Genomic DNA, 21,177 nt, shown 5'->3' on the forward strand with positions numbered 1-21,177 from the left:
CCAAGCCCCCGTCCGGGGCGCTTCCCTACGAACCGAGGCACCATGTCCCTCCCCCCTCCCCTCCCCTCCCCCGTCCCCGCGAGCCCCCGCTCCAGGGCCGAAGCGCCCGCCCAGGCGCACCGCTCCGCCACGCTCGTCGCCGGGCTCACCGGCCTGCTGGCGCTCGCACTCTTGATGATCACCCTCGACGCCCCCCGGGCGGCCGGGGCCACCGACGTCTCCGCCGGCACCGCCGCAGCCGCCACCACCGCGGACCAGGCCACCGGCCCGGCACCGCGACGGCGGGCCGACGGCTGCCTGAACAAGCGCGGCGTCCCGGCCTGCAGCGCGTTCGTCGGCGCGGCCCACGGGTCGAACAGCGAGCCCACGGACCTCGAGGCGCTCGCCGGCCGCCCGCTCGGGATCCGCCGCACCTACTGGACCTCGAAGAACGTCGACAAGGCGATCCAGACCGCCACGTCCGACGTCTCCAAGGGCCGGCTGCCCTGGATCAGCTTCAAGCTGCCCAAGGGCTGGGACCGCATGGCCCTCGGCGAGGGCGACAGCTGGACGCGCCAGATCGCCAACCGCCTCGACCAGATCCCGGGCCCGGTCTGGCTCGCCTTCCACCACGAGCCCGAGGGCGACGGCAACCTCACCCAGTGGCGCAAGATGCAGGAGCGGCTGGCGCCGCTGGTGCGCCGCGCGGCCGACAACGTCGCCTACACCGTGATCCTCACCGGCTACGACCAGCTCTACGGCGCCGCGTCCTACAGCCTGGACCGGATCTGGCCGCGCAAGGTCAAGATCGACGTGGCCGGCTTCGACGTCTACAACAACTACGGCGTGGTCAAGAACGGTCGCAAGAACACCAAGTGGCCCAACATCGAGAAGGACTACTTCCAGCCCTTCTCGAGCTGGGCCAAGACCAGCAACGTGGCGTGGGGCCTCGCCGAGACCGGCCTGACCAACGAGGCGGCCGACAAGTACCCCGGCTGGATGGGCGACACCTACCGGGCGCTGAAGCAGAACAACGGCGTGGCGTTCACCTACTTCGACACCGAGCTCAACGCCTACGGCTCCTGGCCGCTCACGACCGCGGTCAAGCGGAACGCCTTCCGGGACATCCTGCAGGGGAGCCCGCGGATCGATCGCTGACCCCGAGTCCCGCCAGCTCCTCGAGCGCGGCGAGCACGCACGACCCGCGATCGCGGATGTGCTCGCCGCGCTCGGTGGCGGCCAGGAGCAGGTAGCGGTTGGTCACCGCAACCAGGTACGCCCCGGCGAGCACCCGCTCGGTGACCGACCCGGCGGGCAGGGCGCCGACGACGACCTCCGGCGAGGCGCCGTGGCGGACCGTGGCCACGTTGACCGCGTGGTGCATCCGGTCCAGGCCCCGCGGCACGCCGGTCTCGAAGCGCTCCCAGTCCCACAGGTGGACCCGGCCGCGTGCGGCGGGTGCCATGTTCCACGGCGTCCAGTCGCCGTGCCAGGCGCCGACCGGCCACGCCCGCCCGTCGGCGAGGACCTCGAGCCGGTCCATCGCCACACGCAGCCGCCGCCCCTGGTCGAGGTCGGCCATCTGCAGGGACAACCGCCGCTGCTCGGACCACCAGGCCAGGTCCTCGAGCGGCGTGCCCGGCTCGGCGAAGGCCCGCGCGAGATCGTCCATCGCCGCCAGCGGCGGCGCGGTCCGCGCGCGGCGCGGCCGGGGCAGGCTCGCGCGCAGGCTGCCGAGCGGCTCGAGGACGAGCACCACCCGGTCCCGCCACCACGACTCGTGCAGCACCCGCGGCGCGACCACGTCGCGCAGGGGGGCCGCGGCGACCCGGCGGAGGTTCGCGCCCTCGGCCGTCACGTCCGCCCGCGCGACCTCCGAGTCGCCGATCTTGACGAAGGCGAGCGTGCGGCCTCGCTCGTCGAAGACCTGGAGCACCGGCTTCCGGTTGACCCGCTCGGAGCCGATCCCGACGGAGAAGGTCACCGGCTGCCCCATCAGCTCGCCGAGGTGGCGGGCGAGGGAGTCGACCGGCTCCCCGCTCAGGCCCACCCGGGTGCCGAGCAGCGCCCCCCGGGTGGCGCCGACCACCGCGGCGCCCGCCACCCGGCGTACGACCTGGGCCGGGGAGGAGTCCGAGCTGAACCGGCACAGCGTCCGCCCGGCCGCCAGCCGCGAGGAGACCGGCACGACCTGCCGGGGCCGCCGGGCGTTCGGGACGAGCGCCCACCGGCCGTCGGGCCGCGCGGTCACGGCGGCGCCGGGCCACAGCGAGCCGAACGTCGCGACCAGCGGGTCCTCACCGCCGTGCGCACCGCCTTGTGCACCGCCGTGTGCACCGCCGTCGGTCACCGGTTCCTCACGCAGGCGAAGAGGTGGCGGCCGTAGTTGTCCTGGTAGGGCGGCACGGCGTCCTGGTCGGCGCCGAGGTCGATGATCTGGTCGAACGTGGTGTGCTCGGCCAGGAACGACCGCACGCGCTCGGTGTCCCACGCCGGCAGGGAGTCGCGGAACCACTGCTCGTGGGCCTGTCCGGTGTCCAGGAACAGCACCCGCCCGGTCGCCCGGTCCAGCAGCCGCACCAGCTCCTCGGGCGGGCACGCGCCGCGGCCGAGGACGAAGTGGTGCAGCAGGCTGAAGCAGGACACGACGTCCCACTGCCGCCCGCCGGCGAGGAAGTCGACGGCGTCGCCGACGTTCATCCGGGCCGGGTCGGTGCCGTGCAGCGCAGCGGCGACCCGCGGGGCGGCCGGGTCGCGCTCGATGCCCTCCGCGTCGTACCCGAGCTGGCCGACGGCGTCGACGAACCAGCCGTAGCACGCGGCGACGTCGAGGTACGTCGGCGGGCGGGCGGCGGTGTCGGCCTCGGCCGCCACGTCCTCCAGCAGCGGCGCCATCATCGCCAGCCGGTCGGTGCAGCGGCGCACCACGCGGTAGCCGGCGCGCAGCTCGGGGGCGTCGACCGGCTGGTAGAGCTCGCGCTCGCCGCCGATCCACGACATCTCGTCCAGCACGTCCTGCAGCGGGGTGGTGACCGCGAACCGGCGCACCTTGGCGCGGATGCCGACCGCGCCGCGCACCACCTCGATCGCCAGCCGGTGGTGGCCGTCGACGACCTGGTAGCAGTCGGAGTCGCGGACCGGCGCGAGCAGGACCGGGGCGCCCGGCTCGCTCTGGTTCGGCCGGGCCGGGCCGTCCGGGGCCGGCCGCGCCGACCCGCCCGCGTCCGGCGCCGCGGCGAGGGCGAGGAAGTCGCGGGCGAGGCGGAGGATGCCGGCGTCGTCGGTGACCCCGAAGTACTGCCCCGAGAGGCGGATGCAGGCCCGGGCGAGGTCGGCGTAGGAGGAGGCCAGCACCTCCGCGTCGGTCAGCGGACCGGCCAGGCCGGCGCGCAGGAGCGCGACGTGCGGGCCGTCGGCGACCGGACGCGAGCCCCACAGCAGGTCGCCGGTGGCTTCGGCGAGGGCCGCGGCCGGAAGCCCGTTCTGCCCGCCGAGCAGGATCTTGGACAACGGGACCTTCGCGGCGCCCTGGCGCCAGACGGCGACCGAGAGCGCCCGGCGGACCGCGGGCGGCATCGGGGCCTGGCCGACGACCTTGGTGCCCGCGGCGGTGCGGTCGGCCAGGCGGCGGCCGAGCCGGTGGCGCAGGTCGCGGGCGCGGGAGCGGTGGGCGGAGACGAGGGTGCTCACCGGGCCACCGCCTCGGCGCGCCACGACGGCGCCTGGTCGAGGTGGCGGGCCAGCTGCGCGTCGGAGTCGGCGAAGTGGGTCAGCAGGTCAGCGTGCTCGTCGGGCGGCAGGGGGTCGGCCGGCCGGGCGTTCCAGCGCTCGACCGCGGCCGGCACCCAGGTCGAGAGGCCCAGTCGCCGCTGGAGCGCGGCGAACTGCGGGACGGGGTCGGCGAAGAACCGGTCGGCGTCGACCACGTGGACCCGATCGGGCCCGAGCGCGGAGACGAACCGCTCGACCTGCTCGCCGTAGCGGCCGCGGCCCAGGTAGGCGTGGTGGCGGTGCTCGAAGCTGGTGCTGCGGGGCTCGGTCGCCAGCCGCTCCTGCTCGCCGGCCAGGCGGCGCTCCTCGGCGCGCAGCGCCGCGTCGAAGGGCAGCGACTCGAACCCGCGGGCCAGCTCGTGGCGGTGGGCCGAGCGGGCCCGCTCGACGGGGTCGCGGACGAGCACCACGACGTGGGCGCCGGGCAGGTCCCGGGCGATCCGGTCGGCCGCGAGCGGGTGGAAGAGGTAGTAGCCGCCGCACTCGAAGGTCCGCAGCCGACGCCCGGGCCGGGCCAGGCGCGCGAGCGGGCCGAGCGGGAAGTGGGCGCGGTACCACCGCGGGCCGCGGTGGTACTCGTCGTCGAAGTAGCTCGTGCCCTTCGTCGCCGTGGGCCGCACCAGGTCCGGGTGCTCGGAGAGCAGGCGGAACATCGTGGTCGTGCCGGCGCGCTGGGCGCCGACCACGATGATGTCGGGGACCATCCGCCAGGGGGCGGTCACCCGGCCCCAGGTCAGGGCCGCGGCCCGCAGACCGTCGGTGGCGCGGCTGGGCAGGCGGTCGGCCAGCTGTCGGGTCAGGTCTCGAGCAAGCACGGGTCGTCACTCTCCTTGGAGGGGGGCTGGTGCGGGCGGGTCGCCGCGGGGTCGTGCGGACGGGTCGGGTGGGTGGTGGCGGTGCGCGTGCGGCGCAGGGCCGCGACGGCGATGTCGAGGGCGAGCCGCTCGCCCAGGGCGGCCAGCGCGGCGACGTACGCCACGGCGCCGAGGGCGGCGGTGAGGAGCACGCCGAGCGGGCTGGAGCCCAGGAGCAGGGCGACCAGCAGGCCGGGGACGCCGAAGCAGGCGACGGCGACGCCGGCGGCGAGCGCGGGCACGCCCCAGGCGGAGCGGAGCCGCCCGAGGTCGACCGCGCGGCGGACCTGCCAGATGCCGAGCCCGCTGCGCACGGCCAGCGCGAGGGCCCAGGCGACCGCGGCGCCGACGATGCCCATCCGGGGGACCAGGACGAGGCAGGCGACGACGTCGACGGCGAGGGCGAGCAGGCCGTTGACCATGCTCAGCCCGCTGCGACCGGCCATGAGCAGCAGCGTGTCGACGGGGCCGGAGCCGACGGCGAGGAGCATCGTGGCGGCCATGACCGCGACCGTGGCGAGAGCGCCGGTGGTGACGTAGTCGGCGCCGAAGACCGAGAGGTACGTCGGGGCGCCGGTGCCGACGACGAGGTAGAGCGGCCACACCAGCAGCACCGCCCAGCCGGTCGTGATCGCGAAGGTGCGCCGCAGCGCCGCGCCGTCCTCGCCGATCAGCAGCACCGTGAACCGCGCCTGGAGGACCTGGTGGACCGCCTGGTTGGCGAGCTGGCCGACCGCGACGAACCGGGTGGCGGCGGTGTAGAGCGCGGCGTGCCCGGGGGTGAGCAGCGCGGCGACCAGGATGATGTCGGCCTTCTGCACCACGACCTGCGCCAGGCCCGCGACGCCGCGCGGCCAGGTGAAGGACCAGAACTCCGCGGCGAGCGAGGCGGCCCCCGCGGACGTCTCGGCCCGCGCGCCGGCGGGGCCGGCGGGCCGGGACCGCAGGCAGGAGCGGAGGGCGGCGGCGGCGAGGAGGAGCGAGAGGAGGTACGCCGCGGACCAGGCCAGGCCGAGCACGGCCGGCCCTCCCTCGGCGGCCACCGCCGCGGCGACCGCGACGACCTGGACACCCGCCCGCAGCACCCGGTCGACCAGGGCGGTCTGGTGCATCTGGCCGACCGCGCGGGTCGCGGCGAGCATGAGGTCGGCCAGCACGCAGCACGGCAGCGCCGGCGCGACGGCCCGGATGACCCGGGTGCCGTCCTCGCCCAGGCCGAGGACCGAGGAGAGCGGCTCGGCGAGCAGCAGCAGGGCCGCGGTCACCGCGAGGGCGACCACCACGACCGGCAGGCCGGCGGTCCGCACCGCGCGGCGTACGTCGTCGGTGCGCCCCTCGGCCTCCAGCCGCAGCAGGAACCGGGCCAGGCCCGAGTCGGTGCCCAGCGCCGAGACCACGGCGAGGGTGGTGAACAGGGCGGTGGCGGCGAAGAAGATGCCGGCCTCGCCCGCGGCGAGGCCGCGGGCGACGAGCACGGTGGAGGCGAGCCCGCAGGCCGCGGCGAACGCCGACCCGGCGAGGCCGACCGCACCGCCGCGCGCGACCTGCCCGAGGTGGGCGGCGGTCGCACCTCCACTGCCGGCCTGGTCCGCCTGGTCCGCCTGGTCCGCCGCCCCGGGGGCCCCGGTCACCCGGCACCGCCGGGTGGGTGGGAGGAGCCCCCGCTCACCGAGAGGGCGGGCTCGGGAACCGTGGTCCGTCGGCCGGAGACCCACCGGGAGAGGCGCACCCGGAGCCGGGGCCGTGACCGGGTCGCGGCGCCGGGTCGCGCGGGGCCGGCGGCGGGGGCGACCTGCGATGCCGGCGCTCCCCCGTTGACGACGAGGAGGCGCACGGTGGACGCACCGACCCGGCGCAGGAGCTCGACCGCCGCGGCCGCCGCCGCGGGGCCCTCGGCCGCGGCCGGAACCTCCAGCAGCACGGTGTCGGCCAGCGCGGCGAGCGCCTGGGTCCGCAGGCCCGTGGCGGCGCCGGTGCAGATCAGGACGACGTCGGCGGTCTCCCGCAGCTCGGCCAGGAGGTCCGCGGCGGCAGGCCCCGCGAGGGTGTCGTCGAGGTCGGCGGGGCGCCCTCCTGCGCCGAGCATCCGCAGGTAGGGCCCCTCCGCCATCAGCACCTGCTCGAGCGGGACCTCACCGCGCAGGACGTCGGCCAGGCCGCGGCCGGGAGGACCGAGGGGGCGCGAGACGTCCACGACGACCGTCCGCAGGCGCGCCGCGGCAAGCGAGCGGGCAAGGCCGACGGCGACCACCGAGCCCGGGGCCTCCGTCGGGTGGCAGACCAGGGCTGTCAGCGGGCGGTCGCGCTCGGCGGCGAGGAGGGCCGCACGCACGGTCGCGAGGGCGGTGGCCGGTGCCGACGCGGGGAGCGTGCCCAGCAGGGGCGCGGGCCAGGCGTGCGCCCGGTCGGGCATCCGGTCGGGGGCAGGGGTGTCCTGCTCGCCGTCGCCGCCCTGGCGGCCGAGGCCCGAGCCAACCCAGCCGACCGCGGCACCGGCCAGCAGGCCGAGGAGCGCGGTCGCGAGCGGACCGCCGGGCAGCCCGGACCGGCCGGCGACCGCCGGGGTGACGACCTGGCCGGGGTCCGGGGTGGCAGCCCGCGTGGCGCCCAGCTGGGCCTGCAGCTCGTCGGCCTGGACGCTGAGGTTCACGATCTGCTGGGTGAGCACGGCGGATCGCGACGACCGGGGCACCGCGGTGGCCAGCTGCCGGGACAGCTCGTCCTGCTCGGCCTCCCGCGCCCGGATCTGTTCCTCCAGCTCGGCCGCGCGGTCGCCGCGCGCCGACTCGGTGCGAGAGCGCCGGAAGGCGAGGTAGGTCTCGGCGAAGGCCTGGGCGCGCAGCGCCGCCTGTTGTGCCGTCGAGCCCGTCGCCGAGACCTCGAGCAGCTGGGTGTTGGGCGGCACCTTGACCGAGACGGCGGCCAGCAGGTCCTGCTGGTCCTCACCCAGGGCCCGGGCGACCGCCTTGCCCATGGTGTCGGAGCGGGCCAGCTGTGCCTCGGTCTCGAGGTTGATCAGCTCGTCGCCGCGGCCCTCGGGGCTGAACGGGTTGCCCTCCAGCGGATTGACCAGCACCACGGAGGTGGCCCGGTGGGTCGCCTGCTGCTGCAGGCCCCACCACAGGCCGGCCCCGGCGCCGAGCAGCGCGCAGACGACGACGAGCAGCGCGGCCAGCCGCCGACGCACGAGGGGCTGCCTGCGCCGGTCGTCGCGGTGCGGCGTACCGGTGAGGTCGGAGGATCCGCGCGGTGCGGGTCCCTCGGACGCGGCGGCAGAACCGGTCGTGTGGGTGTCGAGCACGAGGAGGCTCCTCTCATCGGGAGTCGTCATCGTGAGCGGCCCGGCGCGGCGCGCCGCCGGGTTCGGGCGCTTTCTCCCCGATGTTGGGGACGCCGGCGCGGGCCGGGGCCAGGTTCACCGATGTTGGGGATGGCGAGACGCCCCGAGCCGAGCATGCTGAAGCCCGTCGGGTCGTGCCCCGACACACGTCCCGCCAGTCGTGGTGGGCCTCGGCAGTCCTGCGCGACGCCCGGGCTCGGCACCCCCCGCCCCGTCGGCCGCTGTCACCCCCCATGCGGCAGCCGCCCGCGGACCACGGCTGGCGGGCACTCCGCCCGTCCGAGCGACTCGCTCGACGCGCGTCTGTCAAGAGGCCGATGGCCGTCTTCCCGCTGCAGGAGTCCCGGGCACCTGGACCCTGGGGCCGGTGCCCGGCGCCTCGTACGTTGCCGGGCATGAGTGCTCGTGCTGACCGCCCCGGCCGGGCCGGGGCCGCCGTCATCCAACCGAGCTGCCCGGGCGCACCGGGGTGAACCGCGGCGAGGGGGGCGCGGCCGAGGGAACGCCGGCCGTGGCAGCAGGATCTCCAGCAGAAGCGGCGCCGCGCGCCAAGCACGACGCCGCAGCGGGCTCTTTACCACGCGATCTCCACAAACTACCCTTTAGCAGCGGTGTAACTTTCCCCACTTTGCGGTATACCGGTGGGGAATCGCCAGCAGGCCGAGCCGGCCGCGCGGACGGTTCGAGGATGAGCACTTCGATCACCTCGAGGGACGTGGGCACCTCGTCCCGGCGATCTGCGTCTGGGACTGCTGGCTCGTGGGGCCGGCCGCCAGACGGTGCACACCGATGGAGGCCAGGAGTGGGTGGGGAGATGGCGGCCACGCGGTGGCGAGCGGCGGGACAGGTCCTGGTGGTCCTGCTGCTGGTCGGCGCCCCGCTGCCGCTCGCCCTCTGGCTGCTGCCCGACAGCCGGGACCTGGAGGACACGGCGCTGGCCCACGAGCTCCTCGTCTACCCCTCGGTGCTCGTCGCGGGAACGTTGTTCTACGTGTCCTGGCGCGTGCACCAGACCGCGACCGTCGGCTGGCTCGCGGCCGCGGTCACCCTCGTCGGCGCCCAGGGGCTCGGCTCCGCCGCGGTGCGCGTCTCCCGGCCGGCCGGGGTGGCCGAGCACGCCTCCTGGCACCTCGCGATCGACATCGCGCTCTACCTCGGGCTCATCCTCGTCACCGCGGTCGCCGCCCGTCGGGCGCTCCCCGTGGACCCGCTTGCCGCGGGCCTGCTGACGGGGCTCGGCCTGACCGCGCTCCGGGTGGGCGTCCTCCGGCTGCCTGGTGGCGACTCCCGCGACACCGAGCTCGCTCTCTCGGCCGTGCTCTTCGTCATCGCTCTGCTGCTGGCCGCGATGGTGCTGCGCATGGCCTCGACGCCGGCCTGGGTGCGGGTCCGCGTCGCCACCGCGGTCACGGTGCTCGCGGTGAGCCACGTGTTGACCCCGCCGGCGCCGGTGCACTTCGCGGGCATCGACCTCGTGGCCGTGGCGCTCACGGTGACCGGAGGAGTGCTGCTGGCCACCACGGGGTTCGACCTGCTGCGCGAGAACCTCGACCGACAGCGCGGGGCGGTCCGCGGCCTGCGCGAGCAGGTCGAGCACCTCGAGGCCGGGGTGCGCGTCGACCGGGCCCGCCTGCACGAGATCCACGCGACGCTCGCCGGCATCGCCCACGCCTCACGCCTCCTGCACGACGGCGTGCTCCCGGCGCAGGCCCGGCGGGGCGAGCTCGAGCGGATGATCGACCTCGAGATGTCCCGACTGCAGCGGCTGATGGGGGGCCGCGAGCGCCGCGAGGTGCAGGAGGTAGCCCTCGACGAGCTGCTCTCGCCGCTCGTCGTGGTCCACCGGGCGCGCGGCCGGGTCATCCACTGGGAGCCGAGCGGCCAGCGCGCGTGCTGCCGCCCCGACGACCTCACCACGGTCGTCAACATCCTCCTGGAGAACGTCGCCCAGCACGCCGCCAGCGACGCCCATCTCGAGGTCCGCCGGTCCGGCGACCGGGTGGAGGTGCGGGTGCGCGACCGTGGGCCCGGGATCGAGCAGGGGATGGAGGCGCGGCTGTTCCACTGGGGCGACCGCGGCGTCGCCTCGCGGGGCCAGGGCATCGGGCTGAGCGTCGCGAGCCGGCTCATGGCCGAGCAGGACGGCCGCATCTGCGTCGAGCAGGACGGCCCCACCGGGACCACCTTCGTGGTCACCGTCCCGGCCGCGGGCAACGCCTCGGGGGTCGGGTTCGCCGAAGGGGCTGATGACAGGGCCATCCCGTGACGACCGCCGGCCGCCACGAGACCCGGATCGTCCTGGTCGAGGACCACACGCTCTTCGCCGACTCCCTCGACATGGTCTTCACCGTCGAGGGCTACGACGTACGGCGGATCGCGATCCCCGACGAGGGCGGGTCGATGGCCTCGATCCTCTCCGCCATCCTCGCCTCGCACCCGCGCATCGTGCTGCTCGACCTCGACCTGGGCCGGCTCGGCGACGCGACCCGGCTCATCGGCCCGATCGCCCGCGCCGGCGTCAACGTCGTCGTCGTCACCGCCAGCCCCGACCGCGGCCGGTGGGGCGAGTGCCTGCGACTCGGCGCCAGGAAGGTGATCAGCAAGTCCCGGCCGCTGACCGAGATCCTCTCCACCGTGCGCCGGCTGGTGCAGGGCCTGCCGGTGACCGACGTCGCCGAGCGCGAGGAGCTGCTGCAGCTGTGGCACCAGGAGCGCAGCGACAAGCAGGCGGCCCGGGAGCGGCTCGACCGGCTCACCCAGCGCGAGCGCGAGGTGCTCGCCATGCTCGTCAAGGGGCGGGCGGTGCGCGACATCGCTGCGGACAAGGTCGTCTCCGAGGCGACGGTCCGCACGCAGGTGAAGTCGATCCTGGCCAAGCTGGAGGTCTCCTCGCAGCTGGCCGCCGTCGGCTTGGCCCACCACGTCGGCTGGGTGCCGCCCCCGCACTGAGCCGGCGCCCACTCATCTCGGAGTCGGCGGGGGCTCAGCCGGTCCGTGTGCCCTGAGGGCTCCGGGGGCGTACGGGGCTCACGGGGCTCGGCCCGGCCGGCACGTGCCGAGCTCCCGGCTCGCTGCTCGAACCCGCTGCGTCCTGCGATCCGGCCAGCGCGCGGTCCAGCGCCCGCAACGCCTCCACGGCGCGAGCCTCGTCGGCGATCCCGAGCTCGGTCAGGGCTGCCGCGGCGGCCCGCGGGTCCGCCGGGGGCCGGGTGCGCGACAGCCCGCGCAGGGCCCTCCGGTGGGCAGGCCCCATCCGGCTCAGCCCGGCCAGCGTGCGGGCCTCGGCGGGGTGGGCCGCGACCCAGTCGCGGAAGATCGCCAGGCACGCGCCCTGCCCGGCCAGCTCCTCGGACCTGGCCCTCCCCTCGGCCCCCTCCGCCCCGGCGCGGCGCAGCGCCGAGACCAGCACGTCGAGGTCACCCCCGGTGCCGAGGACGTCGGCGGCGCCGGACGCGAGGAGCGCACCCCAGCGGACGTCGGCGGGCGGCTCGGTGACCACCACCCACCGCCGCGAGGACAGCTGGAGGAACGCGCGCACGTCGGCGAGCCTCAGCCCGTCCTCGACGGCGAGGCACACGACGCCGACCGACCGGTCGGCCTCTCCCCCGGCCCGCGGGACGGGCTGGCTCGTGTGCGCACTCCACTCGCTGGCCTCGGCGGGCAGCCCCCGCATGGTCAAGGCCAGGGCGAGGGCCTCGCCGACGGCTCGCTGATCGGCGACGACGCACACCGGGGTGTGGTCGTGCAGGTGAACAGGCATGACGGCTCCGTCCGCGCGCGTAGCTGCCCCCATAGGTCGCCCATGCACGACCCCCACTCCTGCATCATGGCCTCCCGGCCGCCACATGACCAGCGAATCGTCCAACGGGCGCGTTCGACCGGGGGCGCCGGCACCGGTCGGCTACGGCGAGGCGAGCAGCGGTACGCCGTCGCTCGCCGGCACGGTCGTGATCGTGCGGCAGCGGCCGTCCTCCAGGCGGCAGGTCCGCAGCTCCTGACGGCCCGCGAAGGACGGGCGGACGAAGTCCTCGGTGCGCGGCAGGTCCTGCAACCGGGCGACGACGTGGACCACCGTGCCGTCGCCGCCGAACGCCGAGGCGAGCACGACGTCCTGGCGGCGGAGGCCGGTGGCGAGCCGGTCGCCGGTGCGGGCGTCGTACAGCCGGACGGTGCCGTGGGCGGAGCGCGTGTCGGGCACGGTCGTGACGACCGTGGTCCCCTCGGGGTCGAGCGCGCCGCCGATGCCCGGGAGGGTGTGGGCGACGCTGAAGAAGGTGTCCTCGACGCGCACCCGCGCCGGGCCCGCCCGGACCAGCATGGTCCCCGACTCCTGGTCGAGCATGACCGGCGGCTGCGAGATGACCGTCGACCGCTCGCCGGGGCGCCACCGGACGTCGCCGTAGGCCGAGGTGAGCAGGACGACGCCGCCGGCGATCCCGACGACGCGGCCGGTGCTGGGGTGGAAGACGTCGAGGTCCTGCCGGTCCACGTCGCGCCCGGCCAGCAGGTCGTGCGCCACGACGGACCCGCCGGGCTCGATCCACGCCACCAGCGCGGTGTCGCCCTCCGCGGCCAGGCCCGTCCCGTGCTCCTGCCTGCCCAGCACCGTGCGCACGCCGTCGGCGCGGACGTGCACGACGCGCTGGGCCGCGTCCGCCACGACCGCGCCCCCGTCGATCGCGACCAGGTCGACCAGCCCGGGGACCTCCATCCAGCCCCCCGGCAGGTGCAGGACGTCGCCCGCCCACCACGTCACCGGCAGCGGGTTGGCCTCGCCGACCACCCGCACCCGGCCCAGCCGCTCCTCGGCCCGCCCGTCGGGGCGGTCCGGCCCGTCCGGGTCCACGGGCCCCCGGAGCGCGCCGACGGCGTACGTCGCGGCGACCAGCGCGAGCACCACCGCGAGCCCGAGCGCGACCAGCCGACCGGCGCGGGCCGGTCGGAGCCGGGTCGGGAGCGCGTCGGGCGGGGGCGGCGAGCCGACGGGCACCGCGGCGGCCACGCGACGTACGTCGTCGAGGAGGTCGGACTCGTCGATGCCCCCGAGGCCCTCGAGGCCCTCGATGTCCTCGGTGCTGCCGCGACCGAGCACGACGGCCGCCACGAGGCGGGTGCGCGCGCGCTCGGTGAGGTCGTCGAGCTGTGCCGGCCGGTCCGTCCCCTCGGTCCCCTCAGCACCGTCGGAGCCGTCGAGCCCGTGCCGCCGGGCCTCGGCGAGCGTCTGCAGCACCTCGGCGAGCACCTCGCCGTCGAGGTCGCCTGAGGTGCTCAGCTCGCCCCAGTCGCGCCGCGCACGGCCGAGCGCGACGGCGACCACCCTGCGGGCGAGCGCCGGACCGGCGCCGAGGAGGACGACGACGCGGACCAGCGGCGCCCAGCGGGCGGTGAGGTAGTCCGGGAAGTCGTCCGCGCGCATCGACCCTCCCGTGCGGGAGCTCTAGGGGTGCAGCGACATGGGTCCGTAGACCCGGCGCTCGAGCTCGAAGAGCGTGACCGCGTCGACGCCCTCCGCAACCAGGTCCCCGAAGACCTCGCCCACCCAGGACTCGGCGTCGGACTGGTTGGCGAAGCGCTCGGCGCCGAGGTCGCCGACCACGGCGACCTCCTCGCCCGCGGCGTTCTCCAGGCGCCACCACCACGGCCGCTCGGCCGGCAGGGGGGCGCGGAAGGTACTGGGCTGGTCGGGAAGGTTCACTCGCTGCTCCGGACGTGGGAACGGACGAACGGCGGCTTGGTCAGCTGGAAGATCTCGCGACGCCCGCGGACGTCGACGCCGACCTCCGCCTCGGGGTCGACGAACGAGGGCAGCAGGGCGAGCCCGATGCCCGTGCGCAGGGTCGGCGAGAAGGTGCCCGAGGTGACCTCGCCGAGCAGCACGTCGGGGGTGAGCGAGACGCTCATGCCGGGCCGCGGGATCCCCCGGCCGGTCGCGACCAGGCCGCGCAGCACGCGCGCCGGGCCGGCCTCGCGCTCCGCGAGGAGCGGCTCGCGGCCCCAGAACGCCGGCTTGGACCAGCCGACCGCCCACCCGAGACGCGCCTGGTTCGGAGTGACGTCCGGGGAGAGGTCCTGCCCGTGGAGCGGGTAGCCCATCTCGGTGCGCAGCGTGTCCCGCGAGCCCAGGCCGCAGGGCAGCATGCCGTGCTGCTCGCCCGCGGCGACCAGCGCGTCCCAGAGCGCGACCGCCACCGCGACGGGCGCGACCAGCTCGTAGCCGCGCTCGCCGGTGTAACCGGTGCGGCACACCACGACCTCGGCGCCCTCGAACGGGGCGACGACGAAGGACATGTAGTCGTGGCCCACGGGCAGGCCGGCGGCGGACAGCACCGCGTCGCACCGCGGGCCCTGGACGGCGAGCACCGCGTGGTCACGGTGCTGGTCGGCCACCGTGACGCCGGCGGGGGCGGTGGCCTCGAGCCGCCGGACCACCTCGGCGGTGTTCGCGGCGTTCGGCACGAGGAGCACGCGCTCCTCGTCGTGGAGGTAGACGATGAGGTCGTCGACCACGCCGCCGGTCTCCTCGTCGCAACACAGCGTGTACTGCGCCTGGCCCGGGGCGATCCGGCCGAGGTCGTTGGTCAGGGTGGCGTTCACGTACGCCGCGGCGCCGGGGCCCGAGACGAGCGCCTTGCCGAGGTGGCTGACGTCGAAGATCCCGACCGCCTCGCGGACGGCCGTGTGCTCCTTGACCGTGCCGGCGGCGTACTCCAGCGGCATCGACCAGCCGCCGAACTCCGCCATCTTCGCCCCCAGGGCCACGTGCCGCTCGTGCAGCGGCGAGCGCAGCAGCGTGGGGTCAGAGGTGGGGTCACCAGCCATGCGGGGAACCTACCCCAGCGCCGGTCTATCCTTTCGCGAGTGACGTCGTACACGCTGCGCAACGCCAGCCCTGCCAAGACCAAGGCCGACGCGGTGGTGGTCGGTGTCCTCCAGGGGGCCGACGGCCCCGAGCTCGCCGACGGCGGTGAGGAGGTCGCGAAGGCATACGGCCGCAAGCTGCGCCCGCTGCTGTCCACGCTGGGCGTGAGCGGCAAGGCCGGCGAGGTCGTCAAGGTCCCCACGGGCGGGGCCGTCGCGACGCCGCTGCTGGTGCTCGTCGGGCTCGGCAAGGAGGCCACGCCCGCCGACGTACGTCGCGGTGCCGGCGCCGCCGCCCGCGCGGTCACCAACGCCGCCTCGGTCGCGCTCGCGCTGCCCGCCGCCACCCCGGAGCTGGTGCGCGCGGTCGTGGAGGGCTACCGGCTCGGCGGCTACACGTTCACCATCTACAAGAAGGACGCCAAGGACCCGAAGCAGGGCACTCCCGCCGACGTGGTGGTGCTGACCCCCGCGGCGCGGCGCAAGGAGGTCACGACCGCCCTCGAGGAGGCGCAGGTGGTGGCCGACGCCGTCGTCGCGACCCGCGACTGGGTGAACACCCCTCCGGGCGACCTGCGCCCGCCGGCCTTCGCCGATGCCGTCGTCGCCGCCACCAAGGCCGCGACCAAGGGCCGCGGCGCCCCGAAGATCGAGGTCACCGTCCACGACGAGGCCTCGCTCGCCGAGCTCGGCTGCGGCGGCATCCTCGGTGTCGGCGCCGGGTCCGACGCCCCGCCGCGGCTCGTGGAGCTGACCTACTCCCCCCGCGGCGCCAAGCACCACCTCGCGCTCGTCGGCAAGGGCATCACCTTCGACTCCGGCGGCCTGTCGATCAAGCCCGCGCAGAACATGCACGAGATGAAGTCCGACATGGCCGGCGCCGCCGCCGTCGTCCAGGCCACGCTCGCCATCGCCGCGCTCGGGCTGCCGATCCGGGTCTCCACCTTCGCCCCGATGGCGGAGAACATGGTCTCCGGCAGCGCCACCCGTCCCGGCGACGTGCTGCGCATCTACGGCGGCACCACCGTGGAGATCCTGAACACCGACGCCGAGGGCCGCCTCGTCCTCGCCGACGCGCTCGTGCGCGCCACCGAGCGGGAGCCCGACACGATCCTCGACGTCGCCACGCTGACCGGCCACATGGTCGTCGCGCTGGGCGACAAGGTCTCCGGCGTCATGGGCTCCGAGGAGGTCGTCCGGGACGTCCTCGACGCCGCCGTCGCCGCGGGCGAGGACTTCTGGCCGATGCCGATCCCCGAGCACATGCGCGAGCGGATCACCTCCAGCAAGATCGCCGACCTCGCCCAGCACGACTGGATCCGCTGGGGCGGCGGGCTGTACGCCGCCGCGTTCCTGCGCGAGTTCACCGCCGGTCTCCCCTGGGCCCACCTCGACATCGCCGGGCCCTCCTTCGCCTCCGGCGGCCCCTCGGGCCACGTCACCTCCGGTGGCACCGGCGTCGCCGTCGCCACGCTCGTCGACTACGCCCGCTCGTTGGTCGCGAAGAGCTGAGAACCCGCGCTTGACCCTGCCCCTGGGGCAGGCACCACGGTCGCGTCACCGGCGCACCCGCGCCGGTGACGAGGAGGACCCATGGCGGACGACGCGCTGCTCACCATCGGCGACTTCGCGCGGGCCAGCGGGCTGACGCCCAAGGCGCTGCGGCTCTACGACGACATGGGGCTGCTGGTCCCGGTCGAGGTGGACCCGGTCAACGGCTATCGGCGCTACGCCCGCCACCAGCTGGACCGGGCGCGCCTGGTCGCCCGGCTGCGGCTGGCCGGCATGCCGCTGGCCCGCATCCGCACGGTCGCCGACCTGCCGCCGGCGGCCGCCGCGGCCGAGCTGACGTCGTACCGCCGTCAGGTCGAGGCCGACGCCGCCACCGCCCGCCGCATCGTGGCGGACCTCGTCGAGGAGCTGTCCCCCGAGGAGGAACCCATGTCCCACGCACCGACCACCCCCTTCACCAGCGCCGCGCGCGCCGGCATCGGCGGCCGTGACACCCAGCTCGACGCCGTCCGCGTCGACGGCGCCCTGGTCGCCGTCGCCGACGGCTTCGGCCACACCCCGGACGTCTCGGAGGCCGCGCTCGCGGCCCTCGGGCAGCCCGGCTCGGTCGCCGAGCTCGATGACGCCGTACGCCGCGCGGCCGACGCCGTCGTCGCCGCCGCCGGACACCCCGACGACGGCACGACGATCACCGCGCTCGTCCTCGCCGGCCGCGAGGTGCTCGTCGCCCACCTCGGCGACTCCCGGGCCCACCTCGTGCGCGAGGGACGACTCGAGCGGCTGACCCGCGACCACACCGTCGTGCAGACCCTCGTCGACGAGGGACGGCTCTCCGCCGACGAGGCCCGCCTCGACGACCGGCGGGTGCTGCTCAACCGCGCCCTCGGCACGTCCACCTCCGCCCACCCGGACCTCGCGATCCGGGTCACCGAGCCGGGCGACCGGTTCGTCCTCACCACCGATGGGGTGCACGCGGTGCTCGACCCGGCCGCCCTGGCCGCCTTCCTCACCATGGACGCCGCACCCGGCGTGGTCGTCGACGCCGTGGCCGACGCCGTCACCGCCGCCGGCGCCCCGGACAACTGGTCGGTGGTCGTCGTCGACCTCGAGGGCTGACCACCGCGTCGCGTGCGGTCGTGTGCGGTCGCGTGCCCCACGACGCGGGCCGGCGCGTGCTCGGGCACACGGCCCGCGCGGCGCGGCGCTGGGCGGCCGGCGCGGGACGGATCGTGGACGGGGCACATACGTCGCCTCGCAAGCAGCGAAGGCAGCCACTCGGCGCGCCTGTGCCCCGCCGGCTGGGTGCTCCGGCGGGGTCGTGGGCGGTGGGGCTATGTCGGGGGCGGCCCGAGCGCCGGTGGTGGTTCGGGGCCGAGGTCGTGGGTGCCGTGGTGGTCGACCCGGTAGGTGAGGCCGGTGGGACTTCGCCACTCGAACGTGCCTGGCGTTGGGGATTCCTGGTGCCAGCCGGCGTGGGTCTTGGCGCGGTGGTGGCGTCGACGCAAGGGCGCAATGTTCTCGGTGGCGGTCGGTCCGCCCTTGTTGTGCGGGATGACGTGGTCGTCGTCGACCCTGCTGGTGGCGTGGGCGGGGCGGGTGCACCAGGGGAAGACGCAGTGGTGGTCGCGGAGCCGGGTCTGGGTCGAGAGGCGGTCGGGGACCTCGTAGGCCTCGACGTGGATCCGCTCGCTCAGGTCGATGACCGGCTTCACGGTGATCGTCTTGCCGGCGTCGGACCGCGCGGCGCGGGTGCACCAGTCGGCGAGCTGGGTGGTGAGGACGAACCCGCGGACGTTCTCGACGCGGGTGATGTCGTCGAGGGTCCCGTCGGGGCGCTGGTGGACGTGGACCACGAGGGGCTTGGGGTCGGTGTCGAAGTCGAGGCTCAGCTGCCGCCGCGCCATGTCACCCAGCGCCACGGAGCGGCGGGCGTCGAGAGTGTCGGTGCAACCCAGGGCCTCGAGCCGGGCCGCGCCCTTCGCCAGCGCTTCGTCCAGGTCCAGCGCGTCGGCCAGGTCGAGGGTGGCCCAGACGTCGACGTGCCCGTCGAAGGAGACCTGGCGGGACTGGATGGTCACGTGGCGGGCCTCGGCCCGCTCGGTCGCGACCCGTTGGGCTTCGTCGGGGTCGAACCGGACCAGCGCTTCCTCCAGGAGCCGTTGCAGGGCCGCGGGGCCGATGGTCGAGGCGACGGGTGCGAGGTGGGTGTCGACGAACGCCGCGCCCTTCTTCGGCAGGTGCAGGGTGCGGCGGGCGAGCGAGCGTGCCTTCCAGGCGGGCAGGTCCAGGGAGGTGACCTTGGCCCACAGCTTGGGGAGGCGGTAGCGAAGCTCGAGCGCCTCGGCCAGGTAGGCGCGGCCGGCGTCCTCCGACTTCCCGAGCCCGGCGGCGAACTCGACGACCGCGAACTCGGTGACGAAGGGTGCACCCTCACCGGCCAGGCAGACGGGCTTGTCGCCGAACCCGCGGAACACCGACCACGAGGCTGCCTCGTCCAACGACTCCGCCGGGTGCAGCACGCACCACTGGACAGCCGCTTCGAGGAGCTCAGCCTCGGCCGCGTTCGCAGCTCGCTGCTTAGACCGCGCGAGGCTCAGCACGCCGGCTGGGGTGTCCAGCGGGTGCGCGAGCGTCGCGATCAAGGCCATGCCTCATTATACTCGAACACCTGCTCGAATGGAAGAGGTTCGTCAGCAAATCCTGTCGATCTGGTCGGACAGCCAGCCGAGGCGGCGGCCAGAGACCCGGCAGCGAACCGCACCCACGGCGTACCTCGTCCCATAGCTGCCAAAGCCGCAACCACCCACAGCCCGCAGCCCGAAGGCCGGCTCACGGGGCCTCGACAACGTCGGCGCCGGGGCGCCTCCTGCTCGACCAGCGGAAGGGCCCGCAGGCCGAAGGTCGGCTGCCAGGGGCCTCGACACGTCGGCGCCAGGGCGCCTCTGCTCGACCAGCGAACAGCGACCAGCGGACAGCGACCCGCCCTACAGCCCCTGCTGCTTGCGACGCCGGTTGTAGTCGCGCATCCGCTGGGGGATGCCGACGACCGCGGCGTCGTAGGAGGGGACCTGGTGGCTGTTGCAGAAGCGGTGCGCCCACTCGACCGAGGGGACGCGGCGCCGGGTCCACTCGCCGTCGTGGGCGACGAGCAGGAGGGTCACGTCGCTGACGGCGGTGCGGGGCTCGACGAACCCCTCGACGCCGCGTCGCGCGACCACCCAGGTGTGCAGGTGGTCCTCGTCGACCTTGTCCGAGGCGCGTACGCGGGTCGAGCCGGTGCGGAACCCGTCGCTCGCGGGCTTGCTCATCCGCGGGCGACGTCGGAAGCGGTCGGTCCATGCCATGGCACCAGTCTGCCGGGGTGGGCGCGACCCGGTGTGGACACGCCCGTAAAGGGTGCAAAGATGGGCGAGCGCTCCCCTGCGATCCAGGGGGGCCGAGGCCGACAGGGAAGGACCACGGTGGCCGACGCCGACTACGACGTACTCATCCTCGGTGCGGGCTCCGGTGGCTATGCCTGTGCCCTGCGCGCGGCCCAGCTCGGGCTGACGGTGGGCCTCGTCGAGAAGAGCAAGGTCGGTGGCACCTGTCTCCACGTCGGCTGCATCCCGACCAAGGCGCTGCTGCACGCGGCGGAGGTCGCCGACAGCGCCCGCGAGTCCGAGCGGTTCGGCGTCCGCGCCACGCTCGAGGGCGTCGACGTGCCGGGCGTCCTGAAGTACAAGGACGGCGTCGTCGACCGCCTCTTCAAGGGCCTCACCGGCCTGGTGAAGAGCCGCGGCATCACCGTCATCGAGGGCGAGGGCCGGCTCACCGGCCCGCGCCAGGTCACCGTCGGCGACACCGCCTACACCGGCCGGCACGTCGTGCTGGCCTCCGGCTCCTACGCCCGCAGCCTGCCCGGCCTCGAGGTCGACGGCGAGCGGGTGCTGAGCTCCGAGCACGCCCTGCGCCTGGACCGCGTCCCGCGCAGCGTCGTGGTGCTCGGCGGCGGCGTGATCGGGTGCGAGTTCGCCAGCGTGTGGCGCAGCTTCGGCGCCGAGGTGACGATCGTCGAGGCGCTCCCCCGCCTGGTCGCCGCCGAGGACGAGGCCAGCTCCAAGGCGCTCGAGCGCGCCTTCCGCAAGCGCGGCATCGCCTTCCGCACCGGCACCCGCTTCCAGTCCGTCGAGCCCACCGCCGACGGCGTGCGCGTCACGGTCGCGGCCGAGGGCGGCGAGCCGAGCACGATCGAGGCCGAGCTGATGCTCGTGGCCGTCGGCCGGGGCCCGGTCACCGACGGGCTCGGGTACGACGAGCAGGGCGTCGCCATGGAGCGCGGGTTCGTGCTGACCGACGAGCGCTGCCGCACCTCCGTGGACGGCGTGTACGCCGTCGGCGACATCGTCCCGGGCCTCCAGCTGGCTCACCGCGGCTTCCAGCAGGGCATCTTCGTCGCCGAGGACATCGCCGGGCTCGACCCGCGGCCCATCGACGAGGCCGCGATCCCCCGCGTCACCTACTCCTCCCCCGAGGTCGCCTCGGTCGGGCTCGATGAGCAGACGGCGGCCGAGCGCTTCGGCGCCGACGGCATCGAGTCCGTGACCTACGACCTCGGCGGCAACGGCAAGAGCCAGATCCTCAAGACGCAGGGTTTCGTCAAGCTCGTCCGCCGGGTCGACGGCCCCGTCGTGGGGATCCACATGGTCGGCGACCGGGTCGGCGAGCTCGTCGGCCAGGCCCAGCTGATCTACGGCTGGGAGGGGTACCCGGAGGACGTCGCTCCGCTCGTCCACGCCCACCCCACGCAGAACGAGGCGCTCGGCGAGGCCCATCTCGCCCTCGCCGGCAAACCGCTGCACGCGCACTCCTGATCACCGCAAC

17 protein-coding genes are annotated in these 21,177 nt (G+C 75.3%); 6 read left to right on the top strand and 11 right to left on the bottom strand.

The window, feature by feature from the left end:
* Window positions 1-42: 42 nt before the first annotated feature.
* A complete protein-coding gene (locus HPC71_RS13135; protein ID WP_154616434.1) occupies window positions 43-1,137 on the top strand; it encodes a cellulase family glycosylhydrolase in 1,095 nt (364 codons plus the stop codon).
* Here HPC71_RS13135 and HPC71_RS13140 read toward each other — a convergent pair.
* Genes HPC71_RS13140 through HPC71_RS13160 form a run of 5 tightly spaced genes read right to left on the bottom strand, consistent with a single transcriptional unit; the run spans window position 1,082 to window position 7,905 of the window.
* Window positions 1,082-2,329, bottom strand: coding sequence for a hypothetical protein (locus HPC71_RS13140; protein WP_154616433.1), 1,248 nt, complete (start codon window positions 2,327-2,329; stop codon window positions 1,082-1,084). The genes HPC71_RS13135 and HPC71_RS13140 overlap by 56 nt on opposite strands.
* The gene (locus tag HPC71_RS13145) at window positions 2,326-3,669 is read right to left on the bottom strand and encodes a class I SAM-dependent methyltransferase (protein WP_154616432.1); all 1,344 of its coding nucleotides are present in this window, start codon (window positions 3,667-3,669) and stop codon (window positions 2,326-2,328) included. Before HPC71_RS13145 ends, HPC71_RS13140 begins: the two co-directional genes overlap by 4 nt.
* Entirely contained in the window at window positions 3,666-4,565 is a 900-nt protein-coding gene (locus tag HPC71_RS13150; protein WP_216656414.1) for a sulfotransferase family protein, read from the bottom strand. The genes HPC71_RS13145 and HPC71_RS13150 overlap by 4 nt, the downstream gene beginning before the upstream one ends.
* Window positions 4,547-6,235 carry an oligosaccharide flippase family protein gene (locus HPC71_RS13155; protein WP_154616431.1) on the bottom strand — a complete coding sequence of 563 codons (1,689 nt, stop codon included), beginning with the start codon at window positions 6,233-6,235 and terminating at the stop codon, window positions 4,547-4,549. Before HPC71_RS13155 ends, HPC71_RS13150 begins: the two co-directional genes overlap by 19 nt.
* Window positions 6,232-7,905 carry a hypothetical protein gene (locus HPC71_RS13160; RefSeq protein ID WP_154616430.1) on the bottom strand — a complete coding sequence of 558 codons (1,674 nt, stop codon included), beginning with the start codon at window positions 7,903-7,905 and terminating at the stop codon, window positions 6,232-6,234. The genes HPC71_RS13155 and HPC71_RS13160 overlap by 4 nt, the downstream gene beginning before the upstream one ends.
* A gap of 853 nt (window positions 7,906-8,758) precedes the next feature.
* Here HPC71_RS13160 and HPC71_RS13165 point away from each other — a divergent pair.
* Entirely contained in the window at window positions 8,759-10,210 is a 1,452-nt protein-coding gene (locus HPC71_RS13165; protein ID WP_171896781.1) for a sensor histidine kinase, read from the top strand.
* The gene (locus HPC71_RS13170) at window positions 10,207-10,893 is read left to right on the top strand and encodes a helix-turn-helix transcriptional regulator (RefSeq protein WP_171896782.1); all 687 of its coding nucleotides are present in this window, start codon (window positions 10,207-10,209) and stop codon (window positions 10,891-10,893) included. The genes HPC71_RS13165 and HPC71_RS13170 overlap by 4 nt, the downstream gene beginning before the upstream one ends.
* A 34-nt stretch (window positions 10,894-10,927) precedes the next feature.
* On the opposite strand, the gene HPC71_RS13175 is transcribed toward HPC71_RS13170, so the two are convergent.
* The 4 genes from HPC71_RS13175 to gcvT all read right to left on the bottom strand — a co-directional run bounded on the left by HPC71_RS13175 (window position 10,928) and on the right by gcvT (window position 14,763).
* Entirely contained in the window at window positions 10,928-11,704 is a 777-nt protein-coding gene (locus HPC71_RS13175) for a hypothetical protein (RefSeq protein WP_154616428.1), read from the bottom strand.
* Between the two features lie 141 nt (window positions 11,705-11,845).
* The gene (locus tag HPC71_RS13180; RefSeq protein WP_154616427.1) at window positions 11,846-13,360 is read right to left on the bottom strand and encodes a hypothetical protein; all 1,515 of its coding nucleotides are present in this window, start codon (window positions 13,358-13,360) and stop codon (window positions 11,846-11,848) included.
* A 21-nt stretch (window positions 13,361-13,381) separates the two neighbouring features.
* On the bottom strand, window positions 13,382-13,639 hold the full coding sequence (locus HPC71_RS13185; RefSeq protein WP_171896783.1) for a hypothetical protein: 258 nt from the start codon (window positions 13,637-13,639) through the stop codon (window positions 13,382-13,384).
* A complete protein-coding gene (gene gcvT / locus HPC71_RS13190; protein WP_154616426.1) occupies window positions 13,636-14,763 on the bottom strand; it encodes a glycine cleavage system aminomethyltransferase GcvT in 1,128 nt (375 codons plus the stop codon). Before gcvT ends, HPC71_RS13185 begins: the two co-directional genes overlap by 4 nt.
* Window positions 14,764-14,802: 39 nt before the next feature.
* Here gcvT and HPC71_RS13195 point away from each other — a divergent pair, with 39 nt between their 5' ends.
* Both HPC71_RS13195 and HPC71_RS13200 read left to right on the top strand, forming a co-directional pair.
* Window positions 14,803-16,314 carry a leucyl aminopeptidase gene (locus tag HPC71_RS13195; protein WP_171896784.1) on the top strand — a complete coding sequence of 504 codons (1,512 nt, stop codon included), beginning with the start codon at window positions 14,803-14,805 and terminating at the stop codon, window positions 16,312-16,314.
* An 81-nt stretch (window positions 16,315-16,395) separates the two neighbouring features.
* The gene (locus HPC71_RS13200) at window positions 16,396-17,430 is read left to right on the top strand and encodes a MerR family transcriptional regulator (protein WP_154616425.1); all 1,035 of its coding nucleotides are present in this window, start codon (window positions 16,396-16,398) and stop codon (window positions 17,428-17,430) included.
* A 215-nt stretch (window positions 17,431-17,645) separates the two neighbouring features.
* Here the strand turns inward: HPC71_RS13200 and HPC71_RS13205 are convergent, their stop codons facing one another.
* Both HPC71_RS13205 and HPC71_RS13210 read right to left on the bottom strand, forming a co-directional pair.
* The gene (locus HPC71_RS13205) at window positions 17,646-18,962 is read right to left on the bottom strand and encodes an HNH endonuclease signature motif containing protein (RefSeq protein ID WP_154616424.1); all 1,317 of its coding nucleotides are present in this window, start codon (window positions 18,960-18,962) and stop codon (window positions 17,646-17,648) included.
* Window positions 18,963-19,298: 336 nt separating this feature from the next.
* Window positions 19,299-19,658 (bottom strand): hypothetical protein, encoded by a 360-nt coding sequence (locus HPC71_RS13210; protein WP_154616423.1) that lies wholly within the window; start codon window positions 19,656-19,658, stop codon window positions 19,299-19,301.
* Window positions 19,659-19,775: 117 nt separating this feature from the next.
* Between HPC71_RS13210 and lpdA the strand changes: the two genes are divergently transcribed.
* Entirely contained in the window at window positions 19,776-21,167 is a 1,392-nt protein-coding gene (gene lpdA / locus HPC71_RS13215) for a dihydrolipoyl dehydrogenase (RefSeq protein ID WP_253943710.1), read from the top strand.
* Window positions 21,168-21,177 lie beyond the last annotated feature (10 nt).

This window comes from Nocardioides marmotae (genome assembly GCF_013177455.1).
GTDB lineage: Bacteria > Actinomycetota > Actinomycetes > Propionibacteriales > Nocardioidaceae > Nocardioides > Nocardioides marmotae.